This is a genomic window from Streptomyces sp. NPDC017225 (assembly GCF_044331465.1).
Classification (GTDB): Bacteria; Actinomycetota; Actinomycetes; order Streptomycetales; family Streptomycetaceae; genus Streptomyces.
This window is the reverse complement of sequence record NZ_JBIRNE010000004.1, coordinates 43,025-67,254: the sequence shown is the minus strand read 5'-3', so window position 1 is coordinate 67,254 and position 24,230 is coordinate 43,025. Positions and strand designations below refer to the sequence as shown.

22 protein-coding genes are annotated in these 24,230 nt (G+C 72.9%); 12 read left to right on the top strand and 10 right to left on the bottom strand.

Translation table 11 applies throughout. From position 1 onward, the window contains the following. Positions 1 to 81: 81 nt before the first annotated feature. The 5 genes from hutH to ACH4NX_RS10940 all read right to left on the bottom strand — a co-directional run bounded on the left by hutH (position 82) and on the right by ACH4NX_RS10940 (position 6,412). Positions 82 to 1,650, bottom strand: coding sequence for a histidine ammonia-lyase (hutH, locus tag ACH4NX_RS10960; RefSeq protein WP_351397640.1), 1,569 nt, complete (start codon positions 1,648 to 1,650; stop codon positions 82 to 84). 94 nt (positions 1,651 to 1,744) lie between these two features. Next, a complete protein-coding gene (locus ACH4NX_RS10955) occupies positions 1,745 to 2,893 on the bottom strand; it encodes a diguanylate cyclase domain-containing protein (protein ID WP_351397504.1) in 1,149 nt (382 codons plus the stop codon). A gap of 160 nt (positions 2,894 to 3,053) precedes the next feature. Continuing rightward, positions 3,054 to 3,854, bottom strand: coding sequence for an enoyl-CoA hydratase-related protein (locus tag ACH4NX_RS10950; protein ID WP_351397505.1), 801 nt, complete (start codon positions 3,852 to 3,854; stop codon positions 3,054 to 3,056). A gap of 185 nt (positions 3,855 to 4,039) precedes the next feature. Beyond that, positions 4,040 to 5,179, bottom strand: a complete 1,140-nt coding sequence (locus tag ACH4NX_RS10945) for an adenylate/guanylate cyclase domain-containing protein (protein WP_398127929.1) — start codon at positions 5,177 to 5,179, stop codon at positions 4,040 to 4,042. 366 nt (positions 5,180 to 5,545) lie between these two features. Continuing rightward, positions 5,546 to 6,412: a biotin--[acetyl-CoA-carboxylase] ligase gene (locus ACH4NX_RS10940; protein ID WP_351397511.1), complete on the bottom strand. Its 867-nt coding sequence runs from the start codon at positions 6,410 to 6,412 to the stop codon at positions 5,546 to 5,548. A 112-nt stretch (positions 6,413 to 6,524) separates the two neighbouring features. Here ACH4NX_RS10940 and ACH4NX_RS10935 point away from each other — a divergent pair, with 112 nt between their 5' ends. The 4 genes from ACH4NX_RS10935 to ACH4NX_RS10920 all read left to right on the top strand — a co-directional run bounded on the left by ACH4NX_RS10935 (position 6,525) and on the right by ACH4NX_RS10920 (position 9,308). After that, positions 6,525 to 8,117 (top strand): acyl-CoA carboxylase subunit beta, encoded by a 1,593-nt coding sequence (locus tag ACH4NX_RS10935; protein ID WP_398127930.1) that lies wholly within the window; start codon positions 6,525 to 6,527, stop codon positions 8,115 to 8,117. 9 nt (positions 8,118 to 8,126) lie between these two features. After that, positions 8,127 to 8,336 carry an acyl-CoA carboxylase epsilon subunit gene (locus ACH4NX_RS10930; protein ID WP_351397516.1) on the top strand — a complete coding sequence of 70 codons (210 nt, stop codon included), beginning with the start codon at positions 8,127 to 8,129 and terminating at the stop codon, positions 8,334 to 8,336. Positions 8,337 to 8,508: 172 nt separating this feature from the next. Further along, complete coding sequence (mmpB, locus tag ACH4NX_RS10925) at positions 8,509 to 8,637, top strand: morphogenic membrane protein MmpB (protein ID WP_345598107.1); 129 nt, start codon at positions 8,509 to 8,511, stop codon at positions 8,635 to 8,637. Between the two features lie 47 nt (positions 8,638 to 8,684). Then, positions 8,685 to 9,308: a nucleoside triphosphate pyrophosphatase gene (locus ACH4NX_RS10920; RefSeq protein WP_351397520.1), complete on the top strand. Its 624-nt coding sequence runs from the start codon at positions 8,685 to 8,687 to the stop codon at positions 9,306 to 9,308. Here the strand turns inward: ACH4NX_RS10920 and ACH4NX_RS10915 are convergent. Next, positions 9,277 to 9,756: a hypothetical protein gene (locus ACH4NX_RS10915; protein WP_351397523.1), complete on the bottom strand. Its 480-nt coding sequence runs from the start codon at positions 9,754 to 9,756 to the stop codon at positions 9,277 to 9,279. The two genes, ACH4NX_RS10920 and ACH4NX_RS10915, sit on opposite strands and share 32 nt — an antisense overlap. A gap of 374 nt (positions 9,757 to 10,130) precedes the next feature. On the opposite strand from ACH4NX_RS10915, the gene ACH4NX_RS10910 reads away from it, so the two are divergent. Next, on the top strand, positions 10,131 to 11,903 hold the full coding sequence (locus ACH4NX_RS10910) for a biotin carboxylase N-terminal domain-containing protein (RefSeq protein ID WP_351397526.1): 1,773 nt from the start codon (positions 10,131 to 10,133) through the stop codon (positions 11,901 to 11,903). A gap of 291 nt (positions 11,904 to 12,194) precedes the next feature. Here the strand turns inward: ACH4NX_RS10910 and ACH4NX_RS10905 are convergent, their stop codons facing one another. Together ACH4NX_RS10905 and ACH4NX_RS10900 are read right to left on the bottom strand one after the other, a co-directional pair. Beyond that, on the bottom strand, positions 12,195 to 13,208 hold the full coding sequence (locus tag ACH4NX_RS10905) for a DeoR/GlpR family DNA-binding transcription regulator (protein WP_398127931.1): 1,014 nt from the start codon (positions 13,206 to 13,208) through the stop codon (positions 12,195 to 12,197). Between the two features lie 219 nt (positions 13,209 to 13,427). Next, on the bottom strand, positions 13,428 to 14,876 hold the full coding sequence (locus tag ACH4NX_RS10900; protein ID WP_351397531.1) for an NAD(P)H-quinone dehydrogenase: 1,449 nt from the start codon (positions 14,874 to 14,876) through the stop codon (positions 13,428 to 13,430). Positions 14,877 to 14,961: 85 nt separating this feature from the next. Here ACH4NX_RS10900 and ACH4NX_RS10895 point away from each other — a divergent pair, with 85 nt between their 5' ends. The 3 genes from ACH4NX_RS10895 (at position 14,962) to ACH4NX_RS10885 (ending at position 18,525) form a co-directional block, all read left to right on the top strand. After that, positions 14,962 to 15,399 (top strand): gamma-glutamylcyclotransferase, encoded by a 438-nt coding sequence (locus ACH4NX_RS10895; protein ID WP_279560155.1) that lies wholly within the window; start codon positions 14,962 to 14,964, stop codon positions 15,397 to 15,399. Positions 15,400 to 15,532: 133 nt separating this feature from the next. Further along, positions 15,533 to 16,357: a purine-nucleoside phosphorylase gene (locus ACH4NX_RS10890; protein ID WP_279560156.1), complete on the top strand. Its 825-nt coding sequence runs from the start codon at positions 15,533 to 15,535 to the stop codon at positions 16,355 to 16,357. A 521-nt stretch (positions 16,358 to 16,878) separates the two neighbouring features. Continuing rightward, the gene (locus tag ACH4NX_RS10885) at positions 16,879 to 18,525 is read left to right on the top strand and encodes a phospho-sugar mutase (RefSeq protein ID WP_398127932.1); all 1,647 of its coding nucleotides are present in this window, start codon (positions 16,879 to 16,881) and stop codon (positions 18,523 to 18,525) included. 212 nt (positions 18,526 to 18,737) lie between these two features. On the opposite strand, the gene ACH4NX_RS10880 is transcribed toward ACH4NX_RS10885, so the two are convergent. Continuing rightward, positions 18,738 to 19,436, bottom strand: a complete 699-nt coding sequence (locus ACH4NX_RS10880; RefSeq protein WP_351397537.1) for a PH domain-containing protein — start codon at positions 19,434 to 19,436, stop codon at positions 18,738 to 18,740. Between the two features lie 113 nt (positions 19,437 to 19,549). On the opposite strand from ACH4NX_RS10880, the gene deoC reads away from it, so the two are divergent. Genes deoC through ACH4NX_RS10865 form a run of 3 tightly spaced genes read left to right on the top strand, consistent with a single transcriptional unit; the run spans position 19,550 to position 22,871 of the window. After that, positions 19,550 to 20,515 carry a deoxyribose-phosphate aldolase gene (deoC, locus tag ACH4NX_RS10875; protein ID WP_351397540.1) on the top strand — a complete coding sequence of 322 codons (966 nt, stop codon included), beginning with the start codon at positions 19,550 to 19,552 and terminating at the stop codon, positions 20,513 to 20,515. 12 nt (positions 20,516 to 20,527) lie between these two features. Continuing rightward, a complete protein-coding gene (locus ACH4NX_RS10870; RefSeq protein ID WP_398127958.1) occupies positions 20,528 to 21,973 on the top strand; it encodes an aldehyde dehydrogenase family protein in 1,446 nt (481 codons plus the stop codon). After that, entirely contained in the window at positions 21,966 to 22,871 is a 906-nt protein-coding gene (locus ACH4NX_RS10865; protein ID WP_398127933.1) for an aldehyde dehydrogenase family protein, read from the top strand. Before ACH4NX_RS10870 ends, ACH4NX_RS10865 begins: the two co-directional genes overlap by 8 nt. A gap of 130 nt (positions 22,872 to 23,001) precedes the next feature. Here ACH4NX_RS10865 and ACH4NX_RS10860 read toward each other — a convergent pair whose 3' ends face one another. Next, positions 23,002 to 23,421, bottom strand: coding sequence for a hypothetical protein (locus ACH4NX_RS10860; RefSeq protein WP_351397546.1), 420 nt, complete (start codon positions 23,419 to 23,421; stop codon positions 23,002 to 23,004). A gap of 181 nt (positions 23,422 to 23,602) precedes the next feature. Here ACH4NX_RS10860 and ACH4NX_RS10855 point away from each other — a divergent pair, with 181 nt between their 5' ends. Beyond that, entirely contained in the window at positions 23,603 to 24,205 is a 603-nt protein-coding gene (locus tag ACH4NX_RS10855; protein WP_351397646.1) for a uridine kinase, read from the top strand. Positions 24,206 to 24,230 lie beyond the last annotated feature (25 nt).

The window sequence follows — 24,230 nt, the reverse complement described above, 5'->3', positions numbered from 1 at the left end:
GGCTTTTTTGACCGTTCGCCGCTCGGCGCAGCTCAGAGGGGCCCCGTCCTCCCGACGGGACCCCTCTGTCTTCGCCGGCCGCTAGCGCAGCGGCCCCGTGACCGTCTCCGCCGCCGCGACCAGGTGCCCGGCGCGCACGAACGCGTCCGCCGCGGCGAGGTCGGGCGCCAGGTAGCGGTCCGGCCCGGGACCCTCGACCCCGGCCGCCCGTACGGCGTCGATGACGGCCTGCGAGGCCGGGGCGGGGGTGAGGCCCTCGCGGAGTTCGATCGCGCGCGTGGCGGCATACAGCTCGACGGCGATCACGCGGGTGAGATTGTCGACGGCCGTGCGCAGTTTGCGCGCCGCCGACCAGCCCATCGACACGTGGTCCTCCTGCATCGCGGAGGACGGGATCGAATCCGCGGAGGCCGGTACGGCCAGCCGCTTCAACTCGCTGACCAGGGCGGCCTGCGTGTACTGGGCGATCATCAGACCGGAGTCGACGCCGGCGTCGTCCGCGAGGAACGGCGGCAGGCCGTGGCTGCGGTTCTTGTCGAGGAGCCGGTCGGTGCGCCGCTCGGCGATGGAGCCGAGGTCCGCGACGGCGACGGCGAGGAAGTCCAGGACGTAGGCGACCGGGGCGCCGTGGAAGTTGCCGTTGGACTCCACGCGGCCTCCCCCAGTGCCGAAAGCCTGGGAGGTACCCCCAGGCAGGACGACCGGGTTGTCCACGGCTGCGGCCAGCTCGCGCTCGGCGACGAGACCCGCGTGGGCCATCGTGTCGCGTCCGGCGCCGGCGACCTGCGGTGCGCAGCGCACCGAGTAGGCGTCCTGGACGCGGGGGGCGTCGTCCTGGTGGTGTCCGGTGAGGCCCGAGCCCTTGAGTACGGCGGCCATGTTGGCGGCGCTGGCGGCCTGCCCCGGATGCGGGCGGATGGCGTGCAGCTCGGGGGCGAGCACGCGGTCGGTGCCGAGCAGGGCCTCCATGGTCAGCGCGGCGGTGACGTCGGCCGACTTGTAGAGGGTGTCGAGGTCGGCGAGGGCCATGACCAGCATGCCGAGCATGCCGTCGGTGCCGTTGAGGAGGGCGAGCCCCTCCTTCTCACGCAGCTCGACCGGGGCGATCCCGTGCTCGGCGAGCAGCTCACCGGCCGGCCGTACGGTGCCGTCGGGGCCCTCGGCGTCCCCCTCGCCCATGAGGGTGAGCGCGCAGTGCGACAGCGGGGCGAGGTCGCCGGAGCAGCCGAGGGAGCCGTACTCGTGCACGACCGGGGTGATCCGGGCGTTCAGCACGTCGGCCATGGTCTGCGCGACCTCGGCGCGGACGCCGGTGCGCCCGGAGCAGACGGTCTTCAGCCGCAGGAACATCAGCGCGCGGACCACCTCGCGCTCGACGCGCGGACCCATCCCGGCGGCGTGCGAGCGGACGATGTTGCGCTGCAACCGCGCCCGCAGCTCCGGGCTGATGTGCCGGGTGGCCAGGGCGCCGAAGCCGGTGCTCACGCCGTACACGGGCTCCGGCTTCGCGGCCAGCGCGTCCACGATGTCGCGGGCCGCGCCCAGGGCGGCCACCGCCTCGCCGGAGAGCTCGACCCGGGCACCGGCCCGCGCCACGGCGAGGACGTCGGACGCGGTGACCCCGGACGTCCCCACCATCACAGTGTGCATATCCATATTCAGGAGCGTACGCAGTGAATTCAACGATGTCACGAGGGGGTGGGTCACGATCGGACGCCAGGAGCGCCCCTTACCGGCAGCGGCGTCACGGCGAGTGCCGCCCGCGGAACCGCCTGCGCTCCCCGTCCTCCTCCCGGGAGGGCTCGTCCGCGAGCCGTACGACGGGGTCGTCGGGCCCCTCGCGGCCGGCGACGACCGGTCCGGCCGACCGCTCGGCCTTGGCGCGGTACTGGGCGGCGTCGGCGAGCCGGAACAGCCGGCGGGCGGAGCGGACGGGCCCGACGGGGTCCTCCGTGGAGGCGACCCCGCAGGCCACACCGTCCCCGAGCTCCAGCTCGGCCGCCCTGCGGCACAGCTCCTCGGCCGCCTCGACCACCGCGTCGGCGGACGGCCCGACCGCGAGCAGGCAGAACTCGTCCCCGCCGAGCCGCGCCGCGAGCGCCCCCGGCAGCATCGCCCCGCACAGCGACAGCACCGACCCGAAACGCTCCAGGAGCCGGTCGCCGACGGCGTGCCCGTGCGTGTCGTTCACCCGCTTGAGGCCGTTCAGATCGCATACGGCGAGACTGACGACGACGTCCTCCCTGCGGTGCCGCTCGACGGCCTCGTCCAGTGCGGAGTCGACGGCACGGCGGTTGGCCAGCCCGGTGAGCGCGTCGGTGAACGCGAGCCGCCGGACCTCCTCCAGCCGCTCGGTCTGCGCGATCCCGGCGGCGACGACCGAGGCCAGTACGGTGGCGAAGTCGGCGTCGGCCCGCTCGAAGACGCGCTCCCCCACCGGACGGGCCACGTACAGCTCGCCCCAGGCGCGGCCGTGCAGCACGATCGGCGCGACCACACAGCAGCCGCGCCCCCGGCGGCGCAGGGCGGCGACGCGCTGATGGACGTATCCGGGACGCCCGGCGGCGGGCCCCTCGGCCGTCTCGACCCAGGCGTCGGGCTCACCGCCACCGGCCCACCGCTCGTGCAGGAACTCGGTGATCTCCGCGAACTGGTGCACCGGATAGGACTCGTCCTCCGGGAACTCCTCCTCGCCCTCGGCCAGCCGTCCGATGTTCACCAGGACCCTGAGCCGGCCCAGCTCGCGCTCCCACACCGACAGCGCGGCGAAGCTGCCGCCCAGCGCCAGGCAGGCACCGACGGCCGCCGCCCGCCATGCCTCACGCGAGCTGTGCGCGGCGGCCATGCCCTGCGCCAGTGCCACCACGGCCGCGAGCCGCCTGTCGTCACCCATCACTCCAGGCTAGGGAGATGCACGGCGAAACGTGATTCAAGCAGGGCGAACGGGGGCGTTCCCGACCATGCGGCCCGACGCAGGGCGGGTCGTCGGCCGCCCACCCGCACCGCAGAGCCGGCTCACTCGCGCACCGCCGACCCACTCGCGCACGGCCGGCTCACTCGCCCGGCCATCGCGGCGCCCGCTTCTCGTTGAACGCCGCCACCCCCTCCGCCCGGTCCCCCGAGAACGCCACCGACCGCCACGCCGCGTCCTCGACCTCCAGGCCGGCCCGCAGGTCGAGACCGTGCCCCAGCCGCAGCGCCCGCTTGGCCGCCCGCAGTCCCACGGGCGAGTTCGCGGCCATCCGGGAGGCGAGGTCCAGCGCCTCCTCCCGGTCCCGCCCCTCCTCCACGAGCTGGTCCACCAGCCCCAGCTCGCGGGCCTCCACCGCCGCCACCCGCCGCGCCGTGAACACCAGCTCGGCGGCGCGCGCCGCCCCGACCCGCCGCGGCAGCAGCTGCGTACCGCCGCCGCCCGGAATCACCCCGACGGACACCTCGGGCAGCCCCACCACCGCCGTGGGGTCGGCCACGATCACGTCGCACGACAACGCCAGCTCGAACCCGCCCCCCAGCGCGAACCCGTGCACGGCCGCGACCGTCGGCACCGGCAGCTCCAGCACCGCGGTGTACGCCGCCCGCGTCACGGGCCGCTGGCGCAGCAGGTCGGCGTCGGAGAAGGAGTTGCGCTCCTTCAGGTCGGCCCCGACGCAGAACGCCCGCTCGTGGGTCGAGGTCAGCACCACCACCCGTACGCTCCGGTCCTCGCCCAGCGCCGCGCACGCCGCGCCGACGGACCGGGCCATCGCGGTCGAGACGGCGTTCATGGCCTTCGGCCGGTCGAGCGCGAGTTCCGCGACATGCCCGTCCCCGTGCCGCCGCACCAGGACGAACTCTCCGAACCGCTCCTCGCTCATGACACCCTCCGGTTAACGCGTGTTAACAGCCGACCGTCCGATCATCGCAGGCGGGCCCGCGCGGGGAAAGACCTGGTGTGCGCCGCGGGGAGGCTGGTGCATGCCGGGGCTCGTGAGCCCCGGAGGGGCCGTGACGGTACGACGACCGGCTGACGGGCCGGCTACCGGCTACCGGGAGGGGGGTCCTACGACTCCCCGCCGCCCCGCCGCGTGAGCAGCCACGGCTCGACCACGCCGAGACCGCGCACCGGCCGCTGCCACATCGGCTGGAGCGCGAAGCGGTACGCCGGCGGCTGCTCGCCCTCCTTCTCCGCCGCGGCGGCCTCCTCCGCCGCCACCGTCTCCGAAGCCGGGGCGTCCCGGGTGCGGGTCAGTTCCTCCGCGAAGGCGCTGTCGACGAGGACGGCGTCCTTGGGGGCTATCGAGGTGAGCCGGGAGGCCAGGTTCACGGTCGTACCGAAGACATCGCCCATCCGGGTGGTCACCGTGCCGAAGGCGATGCCGACGCGCAGTTCCGGCATGGTCTCGTCGTTCGCCATGGTCTCGATGAGGCGCAGCGCGATCTCGGCCGCAGTACCGGCGTCGTCGGCGGCGTAGAGCACCTCGTCGCCGAGGGTCTTGATCAGCCGTCCGCCGCGTGCGGCGACCAGGTCGGCGGCGGTGGTCTCGAAGGCCTCGACCAGCTCGCCGAGCTCCTCCTCCTCCATCCGGCGGGTCAGCCGGGTGAAGCCGACCAGGTCGGCGAAGCCGACGGCGAGCCGACGGTCCACCATCTCCTCGTCGTCACCGGCCTGGACGACCCGGCCGGCCGAGGCGGCGAGCTGGCGCCGCCAGACGTAGACGAGGAACTCCTGAAGCTCGGGCAGGAGCAGCTCGACGATGGGATACGTCACCTCGGTGCGTGTCATCCCGGGCTCCGGAGGCTCGGTCAGACCCTCCAGGAAGCTGTCGATCTGCCACTCGGCCAACCGGGCGGTGGTCTGCCCGGTGGACCGCGCCACCTGCACGGCCATGGCCTCGCTGAGCAGCCCCGCCTCCACCAGGCCTGCCAGCCGCCGCAGGGCGAGGACGTCCGCCTCGGTGAGCGCCTTGGCCTGGCCGATGTCGGCGAAGCCCATGGCCCGCCAGAAACGGGAGGCCAGCTCCATGGAGACGCCCGCGCTGCGGGCGGCCTGGAAGGGGGTGTAGCGGCGCTCGGCGCCCAGAATGAGCCCTTCGAGGCGCAGCGCGAGCGGGTCCTCGCCGGAGTCGGCGGACTCCGGGCCGGGCTCGGGGTCCACCCGGCCGTCCCCGTCCGCGCCGGAGCCCGTTTCGTCGACGGTCACGCCTGCTGCCCTTCCGATCTGCTGCGGTCAGGTTCGACCGGCGCCAACTTTACGTCAGGTGTGCCCCAGCTCACTCCCGACGAGTATCCAGCCGCAGCCCAGGGACAGCCGGGCAGTCACAGGCCGGCCCTGGGCCGCGCGAGCGGGCACGGCAGTCATCCGGCGGGGACCGCACGTGCGGGCACGGCAGTCATCCGGCGGGGACCGCACGTGCGGACGCGGCAGTCATGCGGCGGGGACCGCGTGTACAGGCACGGCACTCATGTGGCAGGGGGACCGCGCGTACAGGCACAGCAGCCACCCGGCAGGGGACCGCGCGTACAGGCACGGTACTCACGCGGCGGAGGGCCGCGCGTGCGGGTGCGCTCACGCCGGGCGCAGATGGACGATGTCCCCGGCCCCCACCGGTTCCTGCACCCCCGCCGCCGTGGCCAGCACCAGCCGGCCGTCCCCGTCCACGGCCACCGCCTCCCCCACCAGCGACCGGTCCCCCGGAAGCTCCGCCCGCACCACGCGGCCGAGCGTCGCGCAGCCCGCCGCGTACGTCTCCTGCAGCCCGCTGGCCGCCGGGTCGCCCCCGGCCGCCCGCCACCGCCCGTACCACTCCTCCAGCGACCGCAGCACCCCCCGCAGCAGCGGGTCCCGGTCGGTGCTCACGGCCCCGGCCAGCGCGAGCGACCCGGCCCGCTCCACCGGGAGTTCGTCGGCCCGCAGGGTGACGTTGACGCCGACTCCGACGACGACCCCGTCGTCACCGGCCCGCTCGGCGAGGATGCCGCCCGCCTTGCGTTCCTCGTCGCCGACCGTCACGAGGAGGTCGTTGGGCCACTTCAGGGCCGTATCGACACCCGCCGCCCGGGACAGTCCGGTCGCCACCGCGACGCCGGTGAGCAGCGGCAGCCAGCCCCAGCGGGCCACGGGCACCTCGGCCGGCCGCAGCAGTACGGAGAAGAAGAGGCCGGAGCGGGGCGGTGCCGTCCACTGCCGGTCCAGGCGGCCCCGCGCGGCGGTCTGCTCCTCGGCGACGAGGACGACCCCTTCCGCCTGCTCCCCGTCGGCGGCCCGGGCCACGAGGTCGGAGTTGGTGGAACCGGTGCTCTGCACCACGTCCACCTGCCGCCACAGTCCGCCCTCCCGCACCAGTCCCCGGCGCAGGGCCGTGGTGTTGAGGGGCGGCCGGTCCAGGTCGGACCAGCGGCCGCGGGGGGAGTCAGAGGCATCTCGGGGCGTCATGCAACCCACATTAGGTGTGGGAAACACCGCACTGCCGATCGGAAGGCCCCCTACTACTCTACGGATGAGTAACCGTCCCCACCCTTTTGAGCAGGCAGGGAGCCGCATCCCGATGTCCGAGCCGGAAGAGCAGCAGCCCGACATCCACACGACCGCGGGCAAGCTCGCGGATCTCAGGCGCCGTATCGAGGAAGCGACGCACGCCGGTTCGGAGCGCGCCGTCGAGAAGCAGCACGCCAAGGGCAAGCTGACGGCCCGTGAGCGCATCGGTCTCCTGCTCGACGAGGACTCCTTCGTCGAGCTGGACGAGTTCGCCCGGCACCGCTCCACCAACTTCGGCCTCGACGCCAACCGCCCCTACGGCGACGGCGTCGTCACCGGCTACGGCACCGTCGACGGCCGCCCCGTCGCCGTCTTCTCGCAGGACTTCACGGTCTTCGGCGGGGCGCTGGGCGAGGTCTACGGCCAGAAGATCGTCAAGGTCATGGACTTCGCGCTGAAGACCGGCTGCCCGGTCATCGGCATCAACGACTCCGGCGGCGCCCGCATCCAGGAGGGCGTGGCCTCGCTCGGGGCGTACGGCGAGATCTTCCGCCGCAACACCCACGCCTCCGGCGTCATCCCCCAGATCAGCCTGGTCGTCGGCCCGTGCGCGGGCGGCGCGGTCTACTCCCCCGCGATCACCGACTTCACGGTGATGGTCGACCAGACCAGCCACATGTTCATCACCGGCCCCGACGTCATCAAGACGGTCACCGGCGAGGACGTCGGTTTCGAGGAGCTGGGCGGCGCGCGCACCCACAACTCCACCTCGGGCGTGGCCCACCACATGGCCGGTGACGAGAAGGACGCCGTCGAGTACGTCAAGCAGCTGCTGTCGTATCTGCCGTCCAACAACCTCTCCGACCCGCCCGCGTTCCCGGAGGAGGCGGACCTCGCCGTCACGGACGAGGACGCCGAGCTGGACACGATCGTCCCGGACTCGGCGAACCAGCCGTACGACATGCACAGCGTCATCGAGCACGTCCTGGACGACGCCGAGTTCTTCGAGACGCAGCCGCTGTACGCGCCGAACATCCTCACCGGCTTCGGACGCGTCGAGGGCCGCCCGGTCGGCATCGTCGCCAACCAGCCGATGCAGTTCGCCGGCTGCCTGGACATCACCGCCTCCGAGAAGGCGGCGCGCTTCGTGCGCACCTGCGACGCCTTCAACGTGCCCGTCCTGACCTTCGTGGACGTCCCCGGCTTCCTGCCGGGCGTCGACCAGGAGCACGACGGCATCATCCGCCGCGGCGCCAAGCTGATCTTCGCCTACGCCGAGGCCACCGTCCCGCTCATCACGGTCATCACCCGCAAGGCCTTCGGCGGCGCCTACGACGTCATGGGCTCCAAGCACCTGGGTGCCGACCTGAACCTGGCCTGGCCCACCGCCCAGATCGCCGTCATGGGCGCCCAGGGCGCGGTCAACATCCTGCACCGCCGCACGATCGCGGAGGCCGGTGACGAGACCGAGGCCACCCGCGCCCGCCTGATCCAGGAGTACGAGGACGCCCTCCTCAACCCCTACACGGCGGCCGAACGCGGTTACGTCGACGCGGTGATCATGCCGTCCGACACCCGCCGCCACATCGTCCGCGGCCTGCGTCAGCTGCGTACGAAGCGGGAATCCCTTCCCCCGAAGAAGCACGGCAACATCCCCCTCTAAGGAGCCGCTGTGACGATCAAGGTCGTACGGGGCAACCCCACCCCCGAGGAGCTGGCCGCCGCCCTGGCGGTGGTCCGCGCCCGCGCCGTGGCGGCGGAGGCCGAGCCGTCCGGCGCGCCGAGCACCAGGGACGCGTGGTCCGACCCGTCCCGCCTCGCGGCCGCCCGCCTGCCCCACCCGGGCCCGGCGTCCTGGGGCCGCACGTACTGGCCGGCCTGAGCCGCGGCCGGCCCGGGGGCGCGGACCCGTGCCGGTACGGCCCGCCGCGTGGGCGCACAGCACCGCGCCCCGCACCCCGCACCTCCGCGCCTCGGTGCCCCGGCACCCCGCGCCCCTCAAATAAGTACCCGTACTCAAGCGCCGTCCCACGGCCAAGCCCCACGCTGGTGGAATGCTGTGGTCCGACCCCGAGAACGAGCCGCCCAAGGAACTGCGCGAGACGCAGGACATGCTGCGGCGGCTGAGCGTTTTCCTGGCGCTGGCCATGGTCCTCGCGATGATCGTGATCGGCGCGGGGTGAGGCGCCGGCGTCCGTGACGCCGCCGATGGCGCCGATACCCTGATCCCATGACAGACCAGCAGCCGCGTCGCCGACTCGTCCTCGCCTCCCAGTCCCCGGCCCGGCTCGGCCTGCTGCGCCAGGCCGGGCTCGCCCCCGAAGTGCTCGTCAGCGGCGTCGACGAGGAGGCCGTCACCGCGCCCACCCCCGCCGAGCTGGCCCTCGCCCTCGCCGAGGCCAAAGCCTCCGTCGTGGCCGCGAAGCCCGAGGTGCACGGTGCCCTGGTGATCGGCTGCGACTCGGTGCTCGACCTGGACGGCCAGGCGCTCGGCAAGCCGGCGGACGCCGAGGAGGCCACCGCCCGCTGGAAGGCGATGCGCGGCCGGGCGGGCACGCTCCAGACCGGCCACTGCGTCTGGGACACCGCCTCGGGCCGCCATGTCTCGGCCACCGCCTCCACCGTCGTCCGCTTCGGCGAGCCGACCGACGAGGAGATCGCCGCCTACGTGGCCTCCGGCGAGCCGCTGTACGTCGCCGGGGCGTTCACGCTGGACGGCCGCTCGGCCCCGTTCATCGAGGGCATCGAGGGCGACCACGGGAACGTGATCGGCATCAGCATGCCCCTCGTACGCCGGCTGCTCGCCGAACTCGGCGTGGGAATCACGGAGTTGTGGGAGCCGGCGACGGGCTGACCGGGGACCCGTCGTCGCCCCTGCCGCCCTCGGGGCGCCCGGCCGCGGGGTCCTCGCGGGCGTCGTAGGTCATCAGCAGCAGGACGATGAGGGCGAGGACGAGGACCATGAACAGGAAGGCCTGGGGGCCGACCAGCCCCCAGGTGACGGCGCCGAGCAGCGCGTGCACCACGGCGGCGCTGACCAGCAGGACCCGGCCGAGGCCGGCCGGCGGACGGCCGCGCACCGCCACGAGCAGGGCGACCAGGCCGCACAGCGCGAAGTAGAGCCCGAGGACGACACCGCCGATCTTCGAGGACAGGGACATCACGTCCGGGTCGAGACCGGCCAGGGACATGTCCTGCCGGTCGACGACGATCGCCAGGAACCAGTTCAGCGCCGCGACGCCGACCGCCTCCGCGAAGAGCACGACCGCCACGACCCACGCCACCGGTCTGCGCACCGTCACCGGTCCCCACCCACTTTCGACCGCTGCCGCACAGGACAGCTGTTACCCCAAGTACGTTCGAGACACGGGGAACGTTACTAACCGGTAAACCTCGCGACAAGGGGTCTGCGACGGGCAAAGAATCATTGGGCCATTCGTAGGGACTCCACAAAGAAACCGAGTGGCGCGCAGCACCCTCGTACAGAGACCTTGCCCACATCGGGAAGCTAGGGTTTCCCCGAGGAGTCTCGTGTATCGCGGCAGGACAAGGGCTTTCGCGGGTCGGGCAAGCCTCGAATCACACTCTGTGTGGGCAAGGTCACCATCGGGGACGGGTCGAAGTGCCGTGTCGGCAGTCCCTAAACTCGGCTTGTTTCAAGGAGGGAGCCTCAATCGTGCGCAAGGTGCTCATCGCCAATCGTGGCGAAATCGCTGTCCGCGTGGCCCGGGCCTGCCGGGACGCCGGGATCGCGAGCGTGGCCGTCTACGCGGACCCGGACCGGGACGCTCTGCATGTCCGCGCCGCTGATGAGGCGTTCGCCCTGGGTGGTGACACCCCGGCCACCAGTTACCTGGACATCGCCAAGGTCCTGAAGGCCGCGCGGGAGTCGGGTGCGGACGCCATCCATCCCGGCTACGGATTCCTCTCCGAGAACGCCGAGTTCGCGCAGGCGGTCCTGGACGCGGAGCTGATCTGGATCGGCCCGCCCCCGCAGGCCATCCGCGACCTGGGCGACAAGGTCGCCGCCCGGCACATCGCCCAGCGCGCCGGCGCCCCGCTGGTCGCGGGCACGCCGGACCCGGTCTCGGGTGCGGACGAGGTCGTGGCCTTCGCCAAGGAGCACGGCCTGCCGATCGCGATCAAGGCGGCCTTCGGCGGCGGCGGACGCGGCCTCAAGGTCGCCCGCACCCTCGAAGAGGTGCCCGAGCTGTACGACTCCGCCGTCCGTGAGGCGGTGGCCGCCTTCGGGCGCGGGGAGTGCTTCGTCGAGCGCTACCTCGACAAGCCCCGCCACGTGGAGACCCAGTGCCTGGCCGACCAGCACGGCAACGTGGTCGTGGTCTCCACCCGTGACTGCTCGCTCCAGCGCCGCCACCAGAAGCTGGTGGAGGAGGCCCCGGCCCCCTTCCTGTCCCAGGCGCAGGTCGACGAGCTGTACTCCTCCTCGAAGGCGATCCTGAAGGAGGCCGGCTACGTCGGCGCCGGCACCGTGGAGTTCCTGGTCGGCGTGGACGGCACGATCTCCTTCCTGGAGGTCAACACCCGCCTCCAGGTGGAGCACCCGGTCACCGAGGAGGTCGCCGGCATCGACCTGGTCCGCGAGATGTTCCGCATCGCCGACGGCGAGGAACTCGGCTACGGCGACCCCGTCCTGCGCGGCCACTCCTTCGAGTTCCGCATCAACGGCGAGGACCCCGGCCGGGGCTTCCTCCCCGCGCCCGGCACCGTCACCGCCTTCGCTCCCCCGACCGGCCCGGGCGTCCGCCTGGACGCGGGCGTGGAGTCCGGCAGCGTGATCGGCCCGGCGTGGGACTCGCTCCTGGCGAAGCTGATCGTGACCGGCCGCACCCGCGCCGAGGCCCTCCAGCGCGCCTCCCGCGCCCTGGAGGAGTTCCAGGTCGAGGGCATGGCCACGGCGATCCCGTTCCACCGCGCGGTGGTCCAGGACCCGGCGTTCGCCCCGGAGCTGACCGGCTCCACCGACCCCTTCACGGTCCACACCCGCTGGATCGAGACGGAGTTCGTCAACGAGATCAAGCCCTTCACCGCGCCGGCCGGCACCGAGGCGGACGAGGAGTCCGGACGGGAGACGGTCGTCGTCGAGGTCGGCGGCAAGCGCCTGGAGGTCTCCCTCCCGTCCTCGCTGGGCATGTCCCTGGCCCGCACCGGCCTGGCGGCCGGCGCCAAGACCAAGCGGCGCGCGGCGAAGAAGTCCGGCCCCGCGGCCTCCGGCGACACCCTCGCCTCCCCGATGCAGGGCACCATCGTGAAGATCGCGGTGGAGGAGGGCCAGGAGGTCCAGGAGGGCGACCTGATCGTCGTCCTGGAGGCCATGAAGATGGAACAGCCCCTCAACGCCCACAAGGCCGGCACCGTCAAGGGCCTGGGCGCCGAGGTCGGCGCGTCCATCACGTCGGGCGCGGCGATCTGCGAGATCAAGGACTGAGCGTCGTACGTCGAGCGCGGAGCTGAGCGACGTACGTCGAGCGCGGGACTGAGCGATGGGCCGATGCGCGGGACTGAGCGATGGGCCGAGCGCCGTACGCGACGCGGGCAACCGACCGCCGTACGTCATGCGTGGGGAACGACCGACGGGCTGAGCGCCGTACAGCGAGGCGAGGAACCGCCCGCGGGACGCGGAGCGACCGTACGCCGCGGCCGGGGCGCCCGGTGGACCACTGTGGTCCGCCGGGCGCCCCGCTGTTGGTGCCGGGGGCGCGACGGACCGTGTGGCGGCTCAGCGGCGGCGCATGTCCGCGACGCGCGCCCGCTCCGCCCCGGCGTTCTGCTCACCCAGGGCCGACGCCGACCGCAGGCCGGCCGCCGCACCCGGGACCTGACGGCGTGGCCCCGGAAGCGGCACGTCCCGGCGCTGCTGACGCGCCGGGACGGCATCACCGCCGGAGGCTCCCGAGGCCCCCGAGTTTCCCGAGGCGCCGGAACCTCCGGCCCCGGTCGTCGCACCCCCCGACGCCCCGGTGACGGCGATCTGCACGCCCTGGTCGGCCAGGGCCTGGAGCTCGGTGGCGGCACGGTCGTCGTGGGCGGCCGGCTCGTCCGTGACCAGGCGGGTGATGACGTCCGTGGGCACGGTCTGGAACATGGTGTCCGTGCCCAGCTTGGAGTGGTCGGCGAGGACGACGACCTCGGCGGCGGCCTGCACCAGCGCGCGGTCGACGGACGCCGACAGCATGTTGGACGTGGACAGCCCCCGCTCCGCCGTCAGCCCGCTCCCGGACAGGAAGGCCTTGGACACCCGCAGCCCTTGCAGGGACTGCTCGGCGCCCGAGCCGACGAGGGCGTAGTTGGAGCCCCGGAGGGTGCCACCGGTCATCACGACCTCGACCCGGTTGGCATGGGCGAGGGCCTGGGCCACGAGCAGCGAGTTGGTGACGACGGTCAGACCGGGCACCCGCGCGAGCCGGCGGGCCAGCTCCTGCGTGGTGGTACCGGCCCCCACCACGATGGCCTCGCCCTCTTCGACGAAGCCCGCGGCGAGGTCGGCGATGGCCGTCTTCTCGGCGGTCGCGAGATGGGACTTCTGCGGAAAGCCGGACTCTCGCGTGAACCCGCCCGGCAGTACCGCACCGCCGTGCCGGCGGTCGAGGAGTCCTTCTGCCTCCAGTGCGCGCACGTCCCGCCGTACGGTCACTTCGGAGGTCTGGACGACGCGGGCGAGCTCACGGAGCGACACGGCCCCGTTCGCTCGCACCATTTCGAGGATCAATTGGCGACGTTCTGCAGCGAACACGAAACTGACAGTAACCCCAACGACCGTCTGCTTTCAGCAGTATGCGCCGAATAACAGAAGTTGTTCGCATGACCAGGCCTGAAGTGGTATACACGCCTACCCCGGACGCCTATGCCGCCCGCACGCGCCGCAACTCCCCGTGACCGGCGGGGAGTCGATTCCGGCCGCCGGTCCCGACGGGTCCCGACGGGTCCCGCCGGGTGCCGCCCGGGGGACCGACTAGCCCTCTCCGCCGGCCTTCCGCGTGTGCAGCTGCCGTGCCACCTCCGCGATCGACCCCGAAAGGGAGGGGTACACGGTGAAGGCGTTCGCGATCTGCTCGACCGTCAGGTTGTTGTCGACCGCGAGGGAGATGGGGTGGATGAGTTCCGAGGCGCGCGGCGCCACCACGACACCGCCCACCACGATCTCGGTGCCCGGCCGGCAGAAGATCTTGACGAAGCCGTCCCGGATGCCCTGCATCTTGGCCCGGGGGTTGCGCAGCAGCGGCAGCTTGACGACCCGGGCGTCGATCTTGCCGGCGTCGACGTCGGCCTGCGAGTACCCGACCGTGGCGATCTCGGGGTCGGTGAAGACGTTGGACGAGACGGTCTTGAGGTTGAGCGGGGTCACGGCGTCGCCCAGGAAGTGGTACATGGCGATGCGCCCCTGCATGGCGGCGACCGAGGCGAGCGCGAAGATGCCGGTCACGTCACCGGCGGCGTACACGCCGGGAGCCGAGGTCCGCGACACCCGGTCGGTCCGGATGTGCCCGGAGTCCTTGAGCTTGACCCCGGCCTCCTCCAGCCCCATCCCGTCGGTGTTGGGGATGGCGCCCACGGCCACCAGGCAGTGCGACCCGGTGATGACGCGCCCGTCGGCGAGCGTCACCTCCACCCGGTCCCCGACCCGCTTGGCGGACTGGGCCCGCGAGCGCGACATGACGTTCATGCCGCGCCGGCGGAACACGTCCTCCAGCACGGCGGCGGCGTCCGGGTCCTCGCCGGGCAGCACACGGTCCCGCGAGGACACGAGCGTGACCCGCGACCCGAGGGCCTGGTAGGCGCCGGCGAACTCGGCACCGGTCACACCGGAACCGACGACGATGAGCTCCTCGGGCAGCTCGTCGAGGTCGTACACCTGGGTCCAGTTCAGGATCCGCTCGCCGTCGGGCCGGGCGTCGGGCAGCTCACGCGGGTGCCCGCCGGTCGCGATCAGCACCGCGTCCGCGGTGAGCGTCTCCTCACTCCCGTCGGCGGCGCGCACCACGACCTTGCGCGACCCGTCGAGGGCCTGCATGCCCTCCAGCCGTCCACGCCCGCGCATCACGCGCGCGCCGGCGCGCGTCACGGAGGCGGTGATGTCGTGCGACTGCGCCAGCGCGAGCCGCTTCACACGCCGGTTGACCTTGCCCAGGTCCACGCCGACCACCCGGGCGGTCTGCTCCATGGGAGGGGTGTCGTCGGCGACGATGATCCCCAGCTCTTCGTACGACGAGTCGAAGGTGGTCATCACCTCGGCCGTGGCGATGAGGGTCTTGGACGGCACGCAGTCGGTCAGCACCGACGCCCCGCCCAGACCGTCGCAGTCGACGACGGTCACCTCCGCGCCGAGCTGTGCGGCCACGAGCGCCGCTTCGTATCCGCCGGGTCCGCCGCCAATGATCACGATCCGAGTCACGTACTCCATTGTCCCGCACCCTTCAAAGTGGGGCCGCCCGGGGGCACGTCTGTTACAAGAGCGACTCCCGGGACGCTGCCGTACCCTCTCCCCCATGTCGCTCTACGCCGCTTATGCCGGCAACCTCGACGCGCGGTTGATGACCCGCCGCGCCCCGCACTCGCCGCTGCGCGCCACCGGCTGGCTGAACGGGTGGCGGCTGACCTTCGGGGGCGAGCACATGGGCTGGGAGGGCGCGCTGGCGACCCTCGTCGAGGATCCGATCTCCCAGGTCTTCGTGGCCCTCTACGACATCGCTCCGATGGACGAGGACTCGATGGACCGCTGGGAGGGCGTGGGGCTGGACATATACCGCCGCACGCGCGTACGGGTCCACACCCTGGAGGGCGAAGAGGGAGCCTGGACGTACGTCCTGAACGGCTACGAGGGCGGCCTGCCCTCCGCCCGCTACCTGGGAGAGGTCGCGGACGCCGCGGAATCCGCCGGCGCGCCGCACGACTACGTCATGGAACTCCGCAAGCGCCCCTGCTGAGCGGCGGCCCGCTCCTCGCCGGCCGCCGGCCGGTCCCCGGCCGGCCCTTCGTCGGAAACGACAGGACAACGATCGCAAACCCGTGAGCTCCGTCATCTACGCGCGTAGGCGTAAACCGGCTACCCTCTTCGGCGTGAACGCATCTCTTCTTCCGGACGACATCCAGGGCGACCCCTACGCCGCCGCCGACGCCGCCGCGGCCCGCCTGCGCGAACTCACCGGCGCCGAGACCCACGACGTCGCCCTCGTGATGGGCTCCGGCTGGGCACCGGCCGTGGACGCCCTGGGCGATCCCGAGGCCGATCTCCAGGTCACCGAGCTCCCCGGCTTCCCGAAGCCGGCGGTGGAGGGGCACGGCGGCAAGGTCCGCTCGTACTCCATCGGTGACAAGCGCGCGCTGGTCTTCCTGGGCCGCACCCACTACTACGAGGGCCACGGCGTGGCCGCCGTCGCCCACGGGGTCCGCACGGCCGTCGCCGCCGGCGCCAAGACGATCATCCTGACCAACGGCTGCGGTGGCCTGCGCGAGGGCATGCGCCCCGGCCAGCCGGTCCTGATCGGTGACCACATCAACCTCACCGCCACCTCCCCGATCGTCGGCGCGAACTTCGTCGACCTGACGGACCTCTACTCCCCCCGCCTGCGTGCCCTGTGCAAGGAGGTCGACCCCACGCTGGAGGAGGGCGTCTACGCCCAGTTCCCCGGCCCGCACTACGAGACGCCGGCCGAGATCCGCATGGCCCGCGTCATCGGGGCCGACCTGGTCGGCATGTCGACGGTCCTGGAGGCGATCGCCGCCCGCGAGGCCGGCGCGGAGGTGCTGGGCATCTCGCTGGTGACCAACCTCGCCGCGGGCATGACGGGCGAGCCCCTCAACCACGAGGAGGTCCTGCAGGCGGGCCGCGACTCGGCCGCGCGGATGGGGTCGCTGCTCACGCAGGTGCTGGGCAGGCTGTAACCCGGCGCGTGCGGGCGCGGGCCGGGTCACAGCCGGCCCGCGGCCGCGCGGGCGCGCGGTCGGCGGGGCGTACGACCGGTGGTGTGCGCCCCACGGCGGTCCGCAGTCGGGTACGGCGGGAAGGGGCGTGTCGGGGAGCGGGAGGGCGCCCGCAGCGGGGCGCAGGGGCGCCCGCGCCGTTGCCTCCGCGCCGTTGCCTCCGCGGCCGACCGATTCCGCGCCGTTCCGTGGACGGGCCCCCGCGCGGCACCGACCCACCGGACAACGACCCACCGGACAATCGACCGCGGAGCGCCACGCGCACCCCCACAGACCACCGCAGGCACCCCGCACCCCGCCGGACCCGCACAGGCCGACGCCCCCGCCGGACCCGCACAGACCGCCACGGGCACCCCCACCCCACCGAACCCGCACAGACCGCCGCAGGCACCCCTCGCATCCACCGAGCCGCACAGGCCACCGCAGGCACCCCGCACCCCGCGTCACACACGACTCACACACGACACGAGAGGCTGACCGACGTGCACGACGACCTCCTCGCACGGGCCAGGGCATGGCTGGCCGAGGACCCCGACGCGGACACCCGCGCGGAACTCGGCGAGCTCATCGACGCCGAGGACCACGCCGAGCTCACCGCGCGTTTCTCCGGCACCCTCCAGTTCGGCACCGCGGGCCTGCGGGGCGAACTCGGTGCCGGCCCGATGCGCATGAACCGCGCCGTCGTCATCCGGGCCGCCGCCGGCCTCGCCGCGTACCTGAAGAAGCAGGGCGCCGCCCAGGGCGACGGAGACGCCGGCCTGGTCGTCATCGGCTACGACGCCCGCCACAAGTCCGAGGACTTCGCCCGGGACACCGCCGCGGTGATGACCGGCGCCGGCCTCAGGGCGGCCGTCCTGCCCCGCCCCCTGCCCACCCCCGTACTCGCCTTCGCCATACGGCACCTCGGCGCGGTCGCCGGCGTGGAGGTCACCGCCAGCCACAACCCGCCCCGCGACAACGGCTACAAGGTGTACCTCGGCGACGGCTCCCAGATCGTGCCCCCCGCCGACGCCGGGATCGCCGCGGAGATCGACGCCGTACGCTCGCTGAACGACGTCCCCCGCCCCGAGACCGGCTGGCAGACCCTGGACGACTCCGTCCTCGCCGCCTACCTCGCCCGCACGGACGCCGTCCTCTCCGAGGGCTCCCCCCGCACCGCCCGCACCGTCTACACCGCGATGCACGGCGTCGGCAAGGACACCCTCCTCGCGGCCTTCGCCCGTGCCGGCTTCCCGGAGCCCGTCCTCGTGGCCGAGCAGGCCGACCCCGACCCGGACTTCCCGACCGTCGCCTTCCCCAACCCGGAAGAGCCCGGCGCGATGGACCTGGCCTTCGCCAAGGCCCGGGAGACCGACCCCGACCTGATCATCGCCAACGACCCGGACGCCGACCGCCTCGCCGTCGCCGTCAAGGACGGCACCGACTGGCGCACGCTCCGCGGTGACGAGGTCGGCGCCCTCCTCGCGGCCCACCTGGTCGGCCGTGGAGCCCGCGGCACCTTCGCGGAGTCGATCGTCTCCTCCTCCCTCCTCGGCCGTATCGCCGGGAAGGCGGGCCTCCCGTACGAGGAGACCCTCACCGGCTTCAAGTGGATCGCCCGCGTCGAGGGTCTGCGCTACGGCTACGAGGAAGCGCTCGGCTACTGCGTCGACCCCGAGGGCGTCCGCGACAAGGACGGCATCACCGCGGCCCTCCTGATGACGGAACTGGCCTCCACCCTCAAGACAGCCGATCGCACCCTCCTCGACCTCCTCGACGACATCGCCGTCGAGCACGGCCTGCACGCCACCGACCAGCTCTCGGCCCGCGTCGAGGACCTCTCCCTCATCGCCGCCGCGATGCGGCGCCTGCGCGAGCAGCCCCCCACGGACCTCGCCGGCCTGCCTGTCACCAGGGCCGAGGACCTCACCCGGGGCACGGAGGCGCTGCCGCCCACGGACGGCCTGCGCTACACCCTCGACGGCGCCCGGGTGATCGTCCGCCCGAGCGGTACGGAGCCCAAGCTGAAGTGCTACCTGGAGGTGGTCGTGCCGGTCGCGTCGCACGCCGACCTCCCCGGGGCCCGCGCCAGGGCGACGGACCTGCTGACGGCGCTCAAGCGCGACCTGTCGGCGGCGGCGGGCATCTGACCGCGCGGAGCTGGTCACCGCACCCGATGGGGGCCCGTCCATCTGGATGGGCCCCCATCGGGTGATTGCCGGATGCCCGCCCCGGCCTCGGGCGGACGCTGCGCCCCGGGGCCGCACCCCCCGCACCCCGCACCCCGCACCCCGCACCCGGGCATCCGCCCCGAACCGGCTCTCGGTACCGGCCCCCGGCCCCGGCCCCGCTCCCCGAACCGTCAGCCCGTCCCCAGCAGCACCGCGAGCAGCACCGCCCCGGCCGCCGCCGGCGCGACGACCTCGTAGGCCCAGCGCACCGTCACCTCGCCCTGCGAGGTCTCGGCCGGCTTCCGCGCCTCGTGCGTCTCGCGCAGCTCGTCCATGATCTTGTCGGCCTCCGCCCGTACCGGTCCGTCCGCCTCGACGGCGGCGGCCCCGGCGCCACCGCCCCGCGCACCGGACTGGCCGTAACCGCCGAGCACACCCCCGCGCCGCCGGCCGCCCCCGGCGGCCCGCCGGTCCTCCTGTCGCGCGGCCTTCTTGCGGGCGCGCAGCGAGACCGGAATGGACCACAGCTGGTACTTGTCGCCCGACTCGGTGAAGACCTCGTTGGAGTAACCGGACCGGAAGGAGGCGACCTGCCCCCAGGGCAGCACGATCACCCGGAAGGGATTGCGCACGCGCAGCCTGTCGTCGCCCGCGAAGACGGCGGGCCGCACGGTGTAGGCGGCGATGAGCGGCACCAGGAAGAGCAGCGCCGCGAGGGCCGTCCAGGGCGTACGCCCCTCGCCCGCGACCAGGGCGTCGATGCCGAGCCACAGGGCGAGGGCGAGCAGCAGGACTCCGCCCGCGAGGCCCGCGGGCGAGCGGTAGATCCGGTCCTTCAAGACGGGTACCGGCGGCTGCGGCGGTGGTGACTGGGACTCCGGGGTCGTCATGGTGCCGATTGTGCACGACGGCCCCGGGGACGCTCATAGGCGGTGCCGGTCCGCGGAACGAGCGCACGGGACTGTACAGCCGCTACGCGCGTAGATATGCTCGCCTGGTGACCATGCCCACCACTGCATCCGCTGTTCCCGCACACGGACTCGCCGACGTCACCGCGTCCGACAGCACGCTGCGCCGCTTCCTCCACGGGCTGCCCGGCGTCGACACGGTCGGCCTGGAGGCGCGCGCCGCCTCGCTCGGCACCCGTTCCATCAAGACCACCGCGAAGGCGTACGCCATCGACCTCGCCATCTCGATGGTCGACCTGACGACGCTGGAAGGCGCGGACACCCCGGGCAAGGTCCGGGCGCTCGGCGCGAAGGCGGTCCGCCCCGACCCGACCGACCGCGCGACCCCCGCCACGGCGGCCGTCTGCGTCTACCCCGACATGGTGCCCACCGCCAAGGAGGCCGTCGCCGGCTCGGGCGTCAAGGTCGCCTCGGTCGCCACGGCGTTCCCGGCGGGCCGCGCCTCGCTCGCGGTCAAGCTGGCCGACGTGCGCGAGGCCGTGACGGCGGGGGCGGACGAGGTCGACATGGTCATCGACCGCGGGGCATTCCTCGCGGGGAACTACATGAAGGTGTACGACGAGATCACCGCCGTGAAGGAGGCCTGCGGGACGAGCGCCCGCCTGAAGGTCATCTTCGAGACCGGCGAGCTGTCGACGTACGACAACATCCGCCGTGCGAGCTGGCTCGGCATGCTGGCGGGTGCCGACTTCATCAAGACGTCCACCGGCAAGGTCGCGGTCAACGCGACCCCGTCCAACACCCTCCTGATGCTGGAGGCGGTCCGCGACTTCCGTGCGCAGACCGGCGTCCAGGTCGGTGTGAAGCCGGCCGGCGGCATCCGTACCACCAAGGACGCGATCAAGTTCCTCGTCCTGGTCAACGAGACCGCGGGCGGAGACTGGCTGGACAACCACTGGTTCCGCTTCGGCGCCTCCTCGCTCCTGAACGACCTGCTGATGCAGCGTCAGAAGCTGGCCACGGGCCGTTACAGCGGCCCCGACTACGTGACGGTGGACTGAGAGCTCATGAGCATGGAAAAGCAGGCATCCGCATTCGAGTACGCGCCGGCGCCCGAGTCCCGCGCCGTCGTCGACATCGCCGCGTCCTACGGTCTGTTCATCGACGGCGAGTTCACGGAGGCCGCCGACGGCAAGGTCTTCAAGACGGTCTCCCCGTCCACCGAGGAGGTCCTCTCCGAGGTCGCCGAGGCCGGTGAGGCGGACGTCGACCGCGCGGTCCGCGCCGCCCGCAAGGCGTTCGAGAAGTGGTCGGCGCTCCCCGGCTCCGAGCGCGCGAAGTACCTCTTCCGCATCGCCCGCGTCATCCAGGAACGCAGCCGCGAGCTGGCCGTCCTCGAGACCCTCGACAACGGCAAGCCGATCAGGGAGACCCGCGACGCGGACCTCCCCCTGGTCGCCGCGCACTTCTTCTACTACGCGGGCTGGGCCGACAAGCTCGGCCACGCGGGCTACGGCGCGAACCCCCGCCCCCTCGGCGTCGCGGGCCAGGTCATCCCGTGGAACTTCCCCCTCCTGATGCTGGCGTGGAAGATCGCCCCGGCGCTGGCGACCGGCAACACGGTCGTCCTCAAGCCCGCAGAGACGACCCCCCTGTCCGCGCTCTTCTTCGCGGACATCTGCCGTCAGGCGGGCCTGCCCAAGGGCGTCGTCAACATCGTCACCGGTGACGGCCGCGCGGGCGCCGCGCTGATCGCCCACCCCGACGTGAACAAGGTCGCCTTCACCGGCTCCACGGCCGTCGGCAAGCAGATCGCGCGCACGGTCGCGGGCACCCGCAAGAAGCTGACCCTGGAACTGGGCGGCAAGGGCGCCAACATCGTCTTCGACGACGCCCCCATCGACCAGGCCGTCGAGGGCATCGTCAACGGCATCTTCTTCAACCAGGGCCAGGTCTGCTGCGCGGGCTCCCGCCTGCTGGTCCAGGAGTCGATCCACGACGAACTGCTGGACTCCCTCAAGCGCAGGCTGACCACCCTGCGCCTGGGCGACCCGCTGGACAAGAACACCGACATCGGCGCGATCAACTCCGCCGAGCAGCTGGCCCGGATCACCGCGCTGGCCGACCAGGGCGAGGCGGAGGGCGCCGAGCGCTGGTCCCCGGCCTGCGAACTGCCGTCGTCCGGTTACTGGTTCGCCCCGACGCTCTTCACGAACGTCACCCAGGCGCACACCGTGGCCCGCGACGAGATCTTCGGCCCGGTCCTGTCGGTGCTGACCTTCCGTACGCCCGACGAGGCGGTCGCCAAGGCCAACAACACGCCGTACGGCCTGTCGGCGGGCATCTGGACGGAGAAGGGCTCGCGCGTCCTGGCGGTCGCGAACAAGCTCCGTGCCGGTGTGATCTGGTCCAACACGTTCAACAAGTTCGATCCGACCTCGCCGTTCGGCGGCTACAAGGAGTCGGGCTTCGGCCGCGAGGGCGGCCGCCACGGCCTGGAGGCGTACCTCGATGTCTGAGAAGTCCGAACAGCGTCTCAGCGTGCTGAAGACCTACAAGCTGTACGTCGGCGGGAAGTTCCCGCGTTCCGAGAGCGGCCGGGTGTACGAGGTGTCGGACTCCAAGGGCAAGTGGCTGGCGAACGCCCCGCTCTCCTCCCGCAAGGACGCCCGTGACGCGGTGGTCGCCGCGCGCAAGGCGTTCGGCGGCTGGTCGGGCGCGACGGCGTACAACCGCGGCCAGATCCTCTACCGCGTCGCCGAGATGCTGGAGGGCCGCCGCGACCAGTACGTCGCGGAGGTCGCCGACGCCGAGGGCCTGTCGAAGTCGAAGGCGGGCCTCCAGGTGGACGCGGCGATCGACCGCTGGGTCTGGTACGCCGGCTGGACCGACAAGATCGCCCAGGTGGTGGGTGGGGGCAACCCGGTCGCGGGCCCCTTCTTCAACCTGTCCTCCCCGGAGCCGACGGGTGTGGTCGCCGTCCTCGCCCCGCAGCGGTCGTCGCTCCTGGGCCTGGTCTCGGTCGTCGCCCCGGTGATCGCGACGGGCAACACGGCGGTCGTGGTGGCGTCGGAGCGCTCCCCGCTCCCCGCCCTCTCCCTCGGCGAGGTCCTGGCCACCTCCGACGTCCCCGGCGGCGTGGTCAACGTCCTCTCCGGCCGTACGGCGGAGCTCGCCGCGCCGCTCGCCGCCCACCAGGACGTCAACGCGATCGACCTCGCGGGCGCCGACGAGACGCTGGCGAAGGAGCTGGAGATCGCGGCGGCGGACAACCTGAAGCGCGTCCTTCGTCCACAGCCTGTGGACAGCGCCGACTGGTCGACGGATCCCGGCACCGACCGCATGACGGCGTTCCTGGAGACGAAGACGGTCTGGCACCCGACGGGCGCACTGGGCGCCTCCGGCTCGTCGTACTGACGCCGCGACGAACCGCGTGACGAACCGGAGTCACGCACCGGCGTCACGCACCGGCGTCACGCACCGCGCAACGAACAGGGCCGCGACTTCCCTCCGTCCGGGGATGGCGCGGCCCTTCTCGTGGCGTGCGTCAGCGCAGCAGCTCAGTCGCCTGTCCCACCACCGGCACGCTGCCCAGGGATTGGGCCTGCGCGACCGGCCCCGTCAGCGCGGTCGAGGTGAGCGGCTGGAAGTCGGCCACCTTCGTACCGACGCCGTTGTCCAGCGGGTCGACGCCGGTGCCGGCCAGCGGGTTGGGCTTGAGGTCGGCGACCGGACCGGTGACGTGACCGACCGTGCCGGTCACCGCCCGGAGGCCCGCCTGCGGATCCATGTCGCCCAGCAGGGCGGGACGGGCCTGCGCCGGGCCGGCGACCGTCTCGCCGCCCTCCGCCGCGGAGGCCGTGACCGCGCCCGCGCCCAGGGCCGCCCCGGCGGTCGCGAGGACGGCCAGGGCGCGTTGGACGGCCGGGGTGCGGAAGGCGCGGGAGGGGGACGCGTGTCGGGCCATCGGTGAGCCACCTCGTGCTTCGGAGTACTCCGGGATTACAGCGGAGAGTAATCGTAACCGCGCGAAGCGTAGTTGAGGTGTGATACCCGCTTCAAAGTCGACCCGCGGGGTCGTACGGCGGCCGTTCGATGCCTCAGACTGGTGTCCCGTGAGCTCCCATCCGCCCATACCGACGCGAGTCGTGCTGCTCTGCGGCCCCTCCGGCTCCGGCAAGTCCCTCCTCGCCGCCCGCTCCGGTCTTCCGGTGCTGCGGCTCGACGACTTCTACAAGGAGGGCACCGACCCGACGCTGCCGCTGGTGTCCGGGAGTTCCGACATCGACTGGGACCACCCCGGCTCGTGGGACGCGGACGCCGCCGTCGCCGCCATCACGGAGCTGTGCCGCACGGGCCGTACGCGGGTGCCCGTCTACGACCTCTCGCTCAGCGCCCGCACCGGCGAGGACACGGCCGACATCGGACGGACCCCGCTGTTCCTCGCGGAGGGCGTCTTCGCCGCCGAACTCGTGGCACGCTGCCGGGAGCTGGGCGTCCTGGCCGACGCGCTGTGCCTGAGCCGGGGCCCGCTGACGACCTTCCGCCGCCGCTTCCTGAGGGATCTGCGGGAGGGCCGCAAGTCCGTGCCGTTCCTGCTGCGCCGCGGCTGGCGGCTGATGCGGCAGGAGCGGACGGTCATCGCCCGGCAGACGGCCCTGGGCGCCCACGCCTGCGACCGGGACGAGGCGATGGGCCGGCTGGCCGCCGCGGCGGCGGGACGGTGTGCGACGGCCCGTACGGCCGTCTAGCGGCGTACGTGTTGGGGCCGCACTC

Excerpts from the sequence above, each read along its gene's own strand:
- hutH (WP_351397640.1), bottom strand. The coding sequence starts at position 1,650 with ATGCACACTGTGATGGTGGGGACGTCCGGGGTCACCGCGTCCGACGTC.
- ACH4NX_RS10860 (WP_351397546.1), bottom strand. The coding sequence starts at position 23,421 with ATGGCCCGACACGCGTCCCCCTCCCGCGCCTTCCGCACCCCGGCCGTC.
- ACH4NX_RS10880 (WP_351397537.1), bottom strand. The coding sequence starts at position 19,436 with ATGACGACCCCGGAGTCCCAGTCACCACCGCCGCAGCCGCCGGTACCC.
- mmpB (WP_345598107.1), top strand. The coding sequence starts at position 8,509 with ATGCTGTGGTCCGACCCCGAGAACGAGCCGCCCAAGGAACTGCGCGAG.
- ACH4NX_RS10865 (WP_398127933.1), top strand. The coding sequence starts at position 21,966 with ATGTCTGAGAAGTCCGAACAGCGTCTCAGCGTGCTGAAGACCTACAAG.
- ACH4NX_RS10935 (WP_398127930.1), top strand. The coding sequence starts at position 6,525 with ATGTCCGAGCCGGAAGAGCAGCAGCCCGACATCCACACGACCGCGGGC.
- ACH4NX_RS10955 (WP_351397504.1), bottom strand. The coding sequence starts at position 2,893 with ATGGGTGACGACAGGCGGCTCGCGGCCGTGGTGGCACTGGCGCAGGGC.
- ACH4NX_RS10940 (WP_351397511.1), bottom strand. The coding sequence starts at position 6,412 with ATGACGCCCCGAGATGCCTCTGACTCCCCCCGCGGCCGCTGGTCCGAC.
- deoC (WP_351397540.1), top strand. The coding sequence starts at position 19,550 with ATGCCCACCACTGCATCCGCTGTTCCCGCACACGGACTCGCCGACGTC.
- ACH4NX_RS10870 (WP_398127958.1), top strand. The coding sequence starts at position 20,528 with ATGGAAAAGCAGGCATCCGCATTCGAGTACGCGCCGGCGCCCGAGTCC.
- ACH4NX_RS10900 (WP_351397531.1), bottom strand. The coding sequence starts at position 14,876 with ATGGAGTACGTGACTCGGATCGTGATCATTGGCGGCGGACCCGGCGGA.
- ACH4NX_RS10920 (WP_351397520.1), top strand. The coding sequence starts at position 8,685 with ATGACAGACCAGCAGCCGCGTCGCCGACTCGTCCTCGCCTCCCAGTCC.
- ACH4NX_RS10895 (WP_279560155.1), top strand. The coding sequence starts at position 14,962 with ATGTCGCTCTACGCCGCTTATGCCGGCAACCTCGACGCGCGGTTGATG.
- ACH4NX_RS10950 (WP_351397505.1), bottom strand. The coding sequence starts at position 3,854 with ATGAGCGAGGAGCGGTTCGGAGAGTTCGTCCTGGTGCGGCGGCACGGG.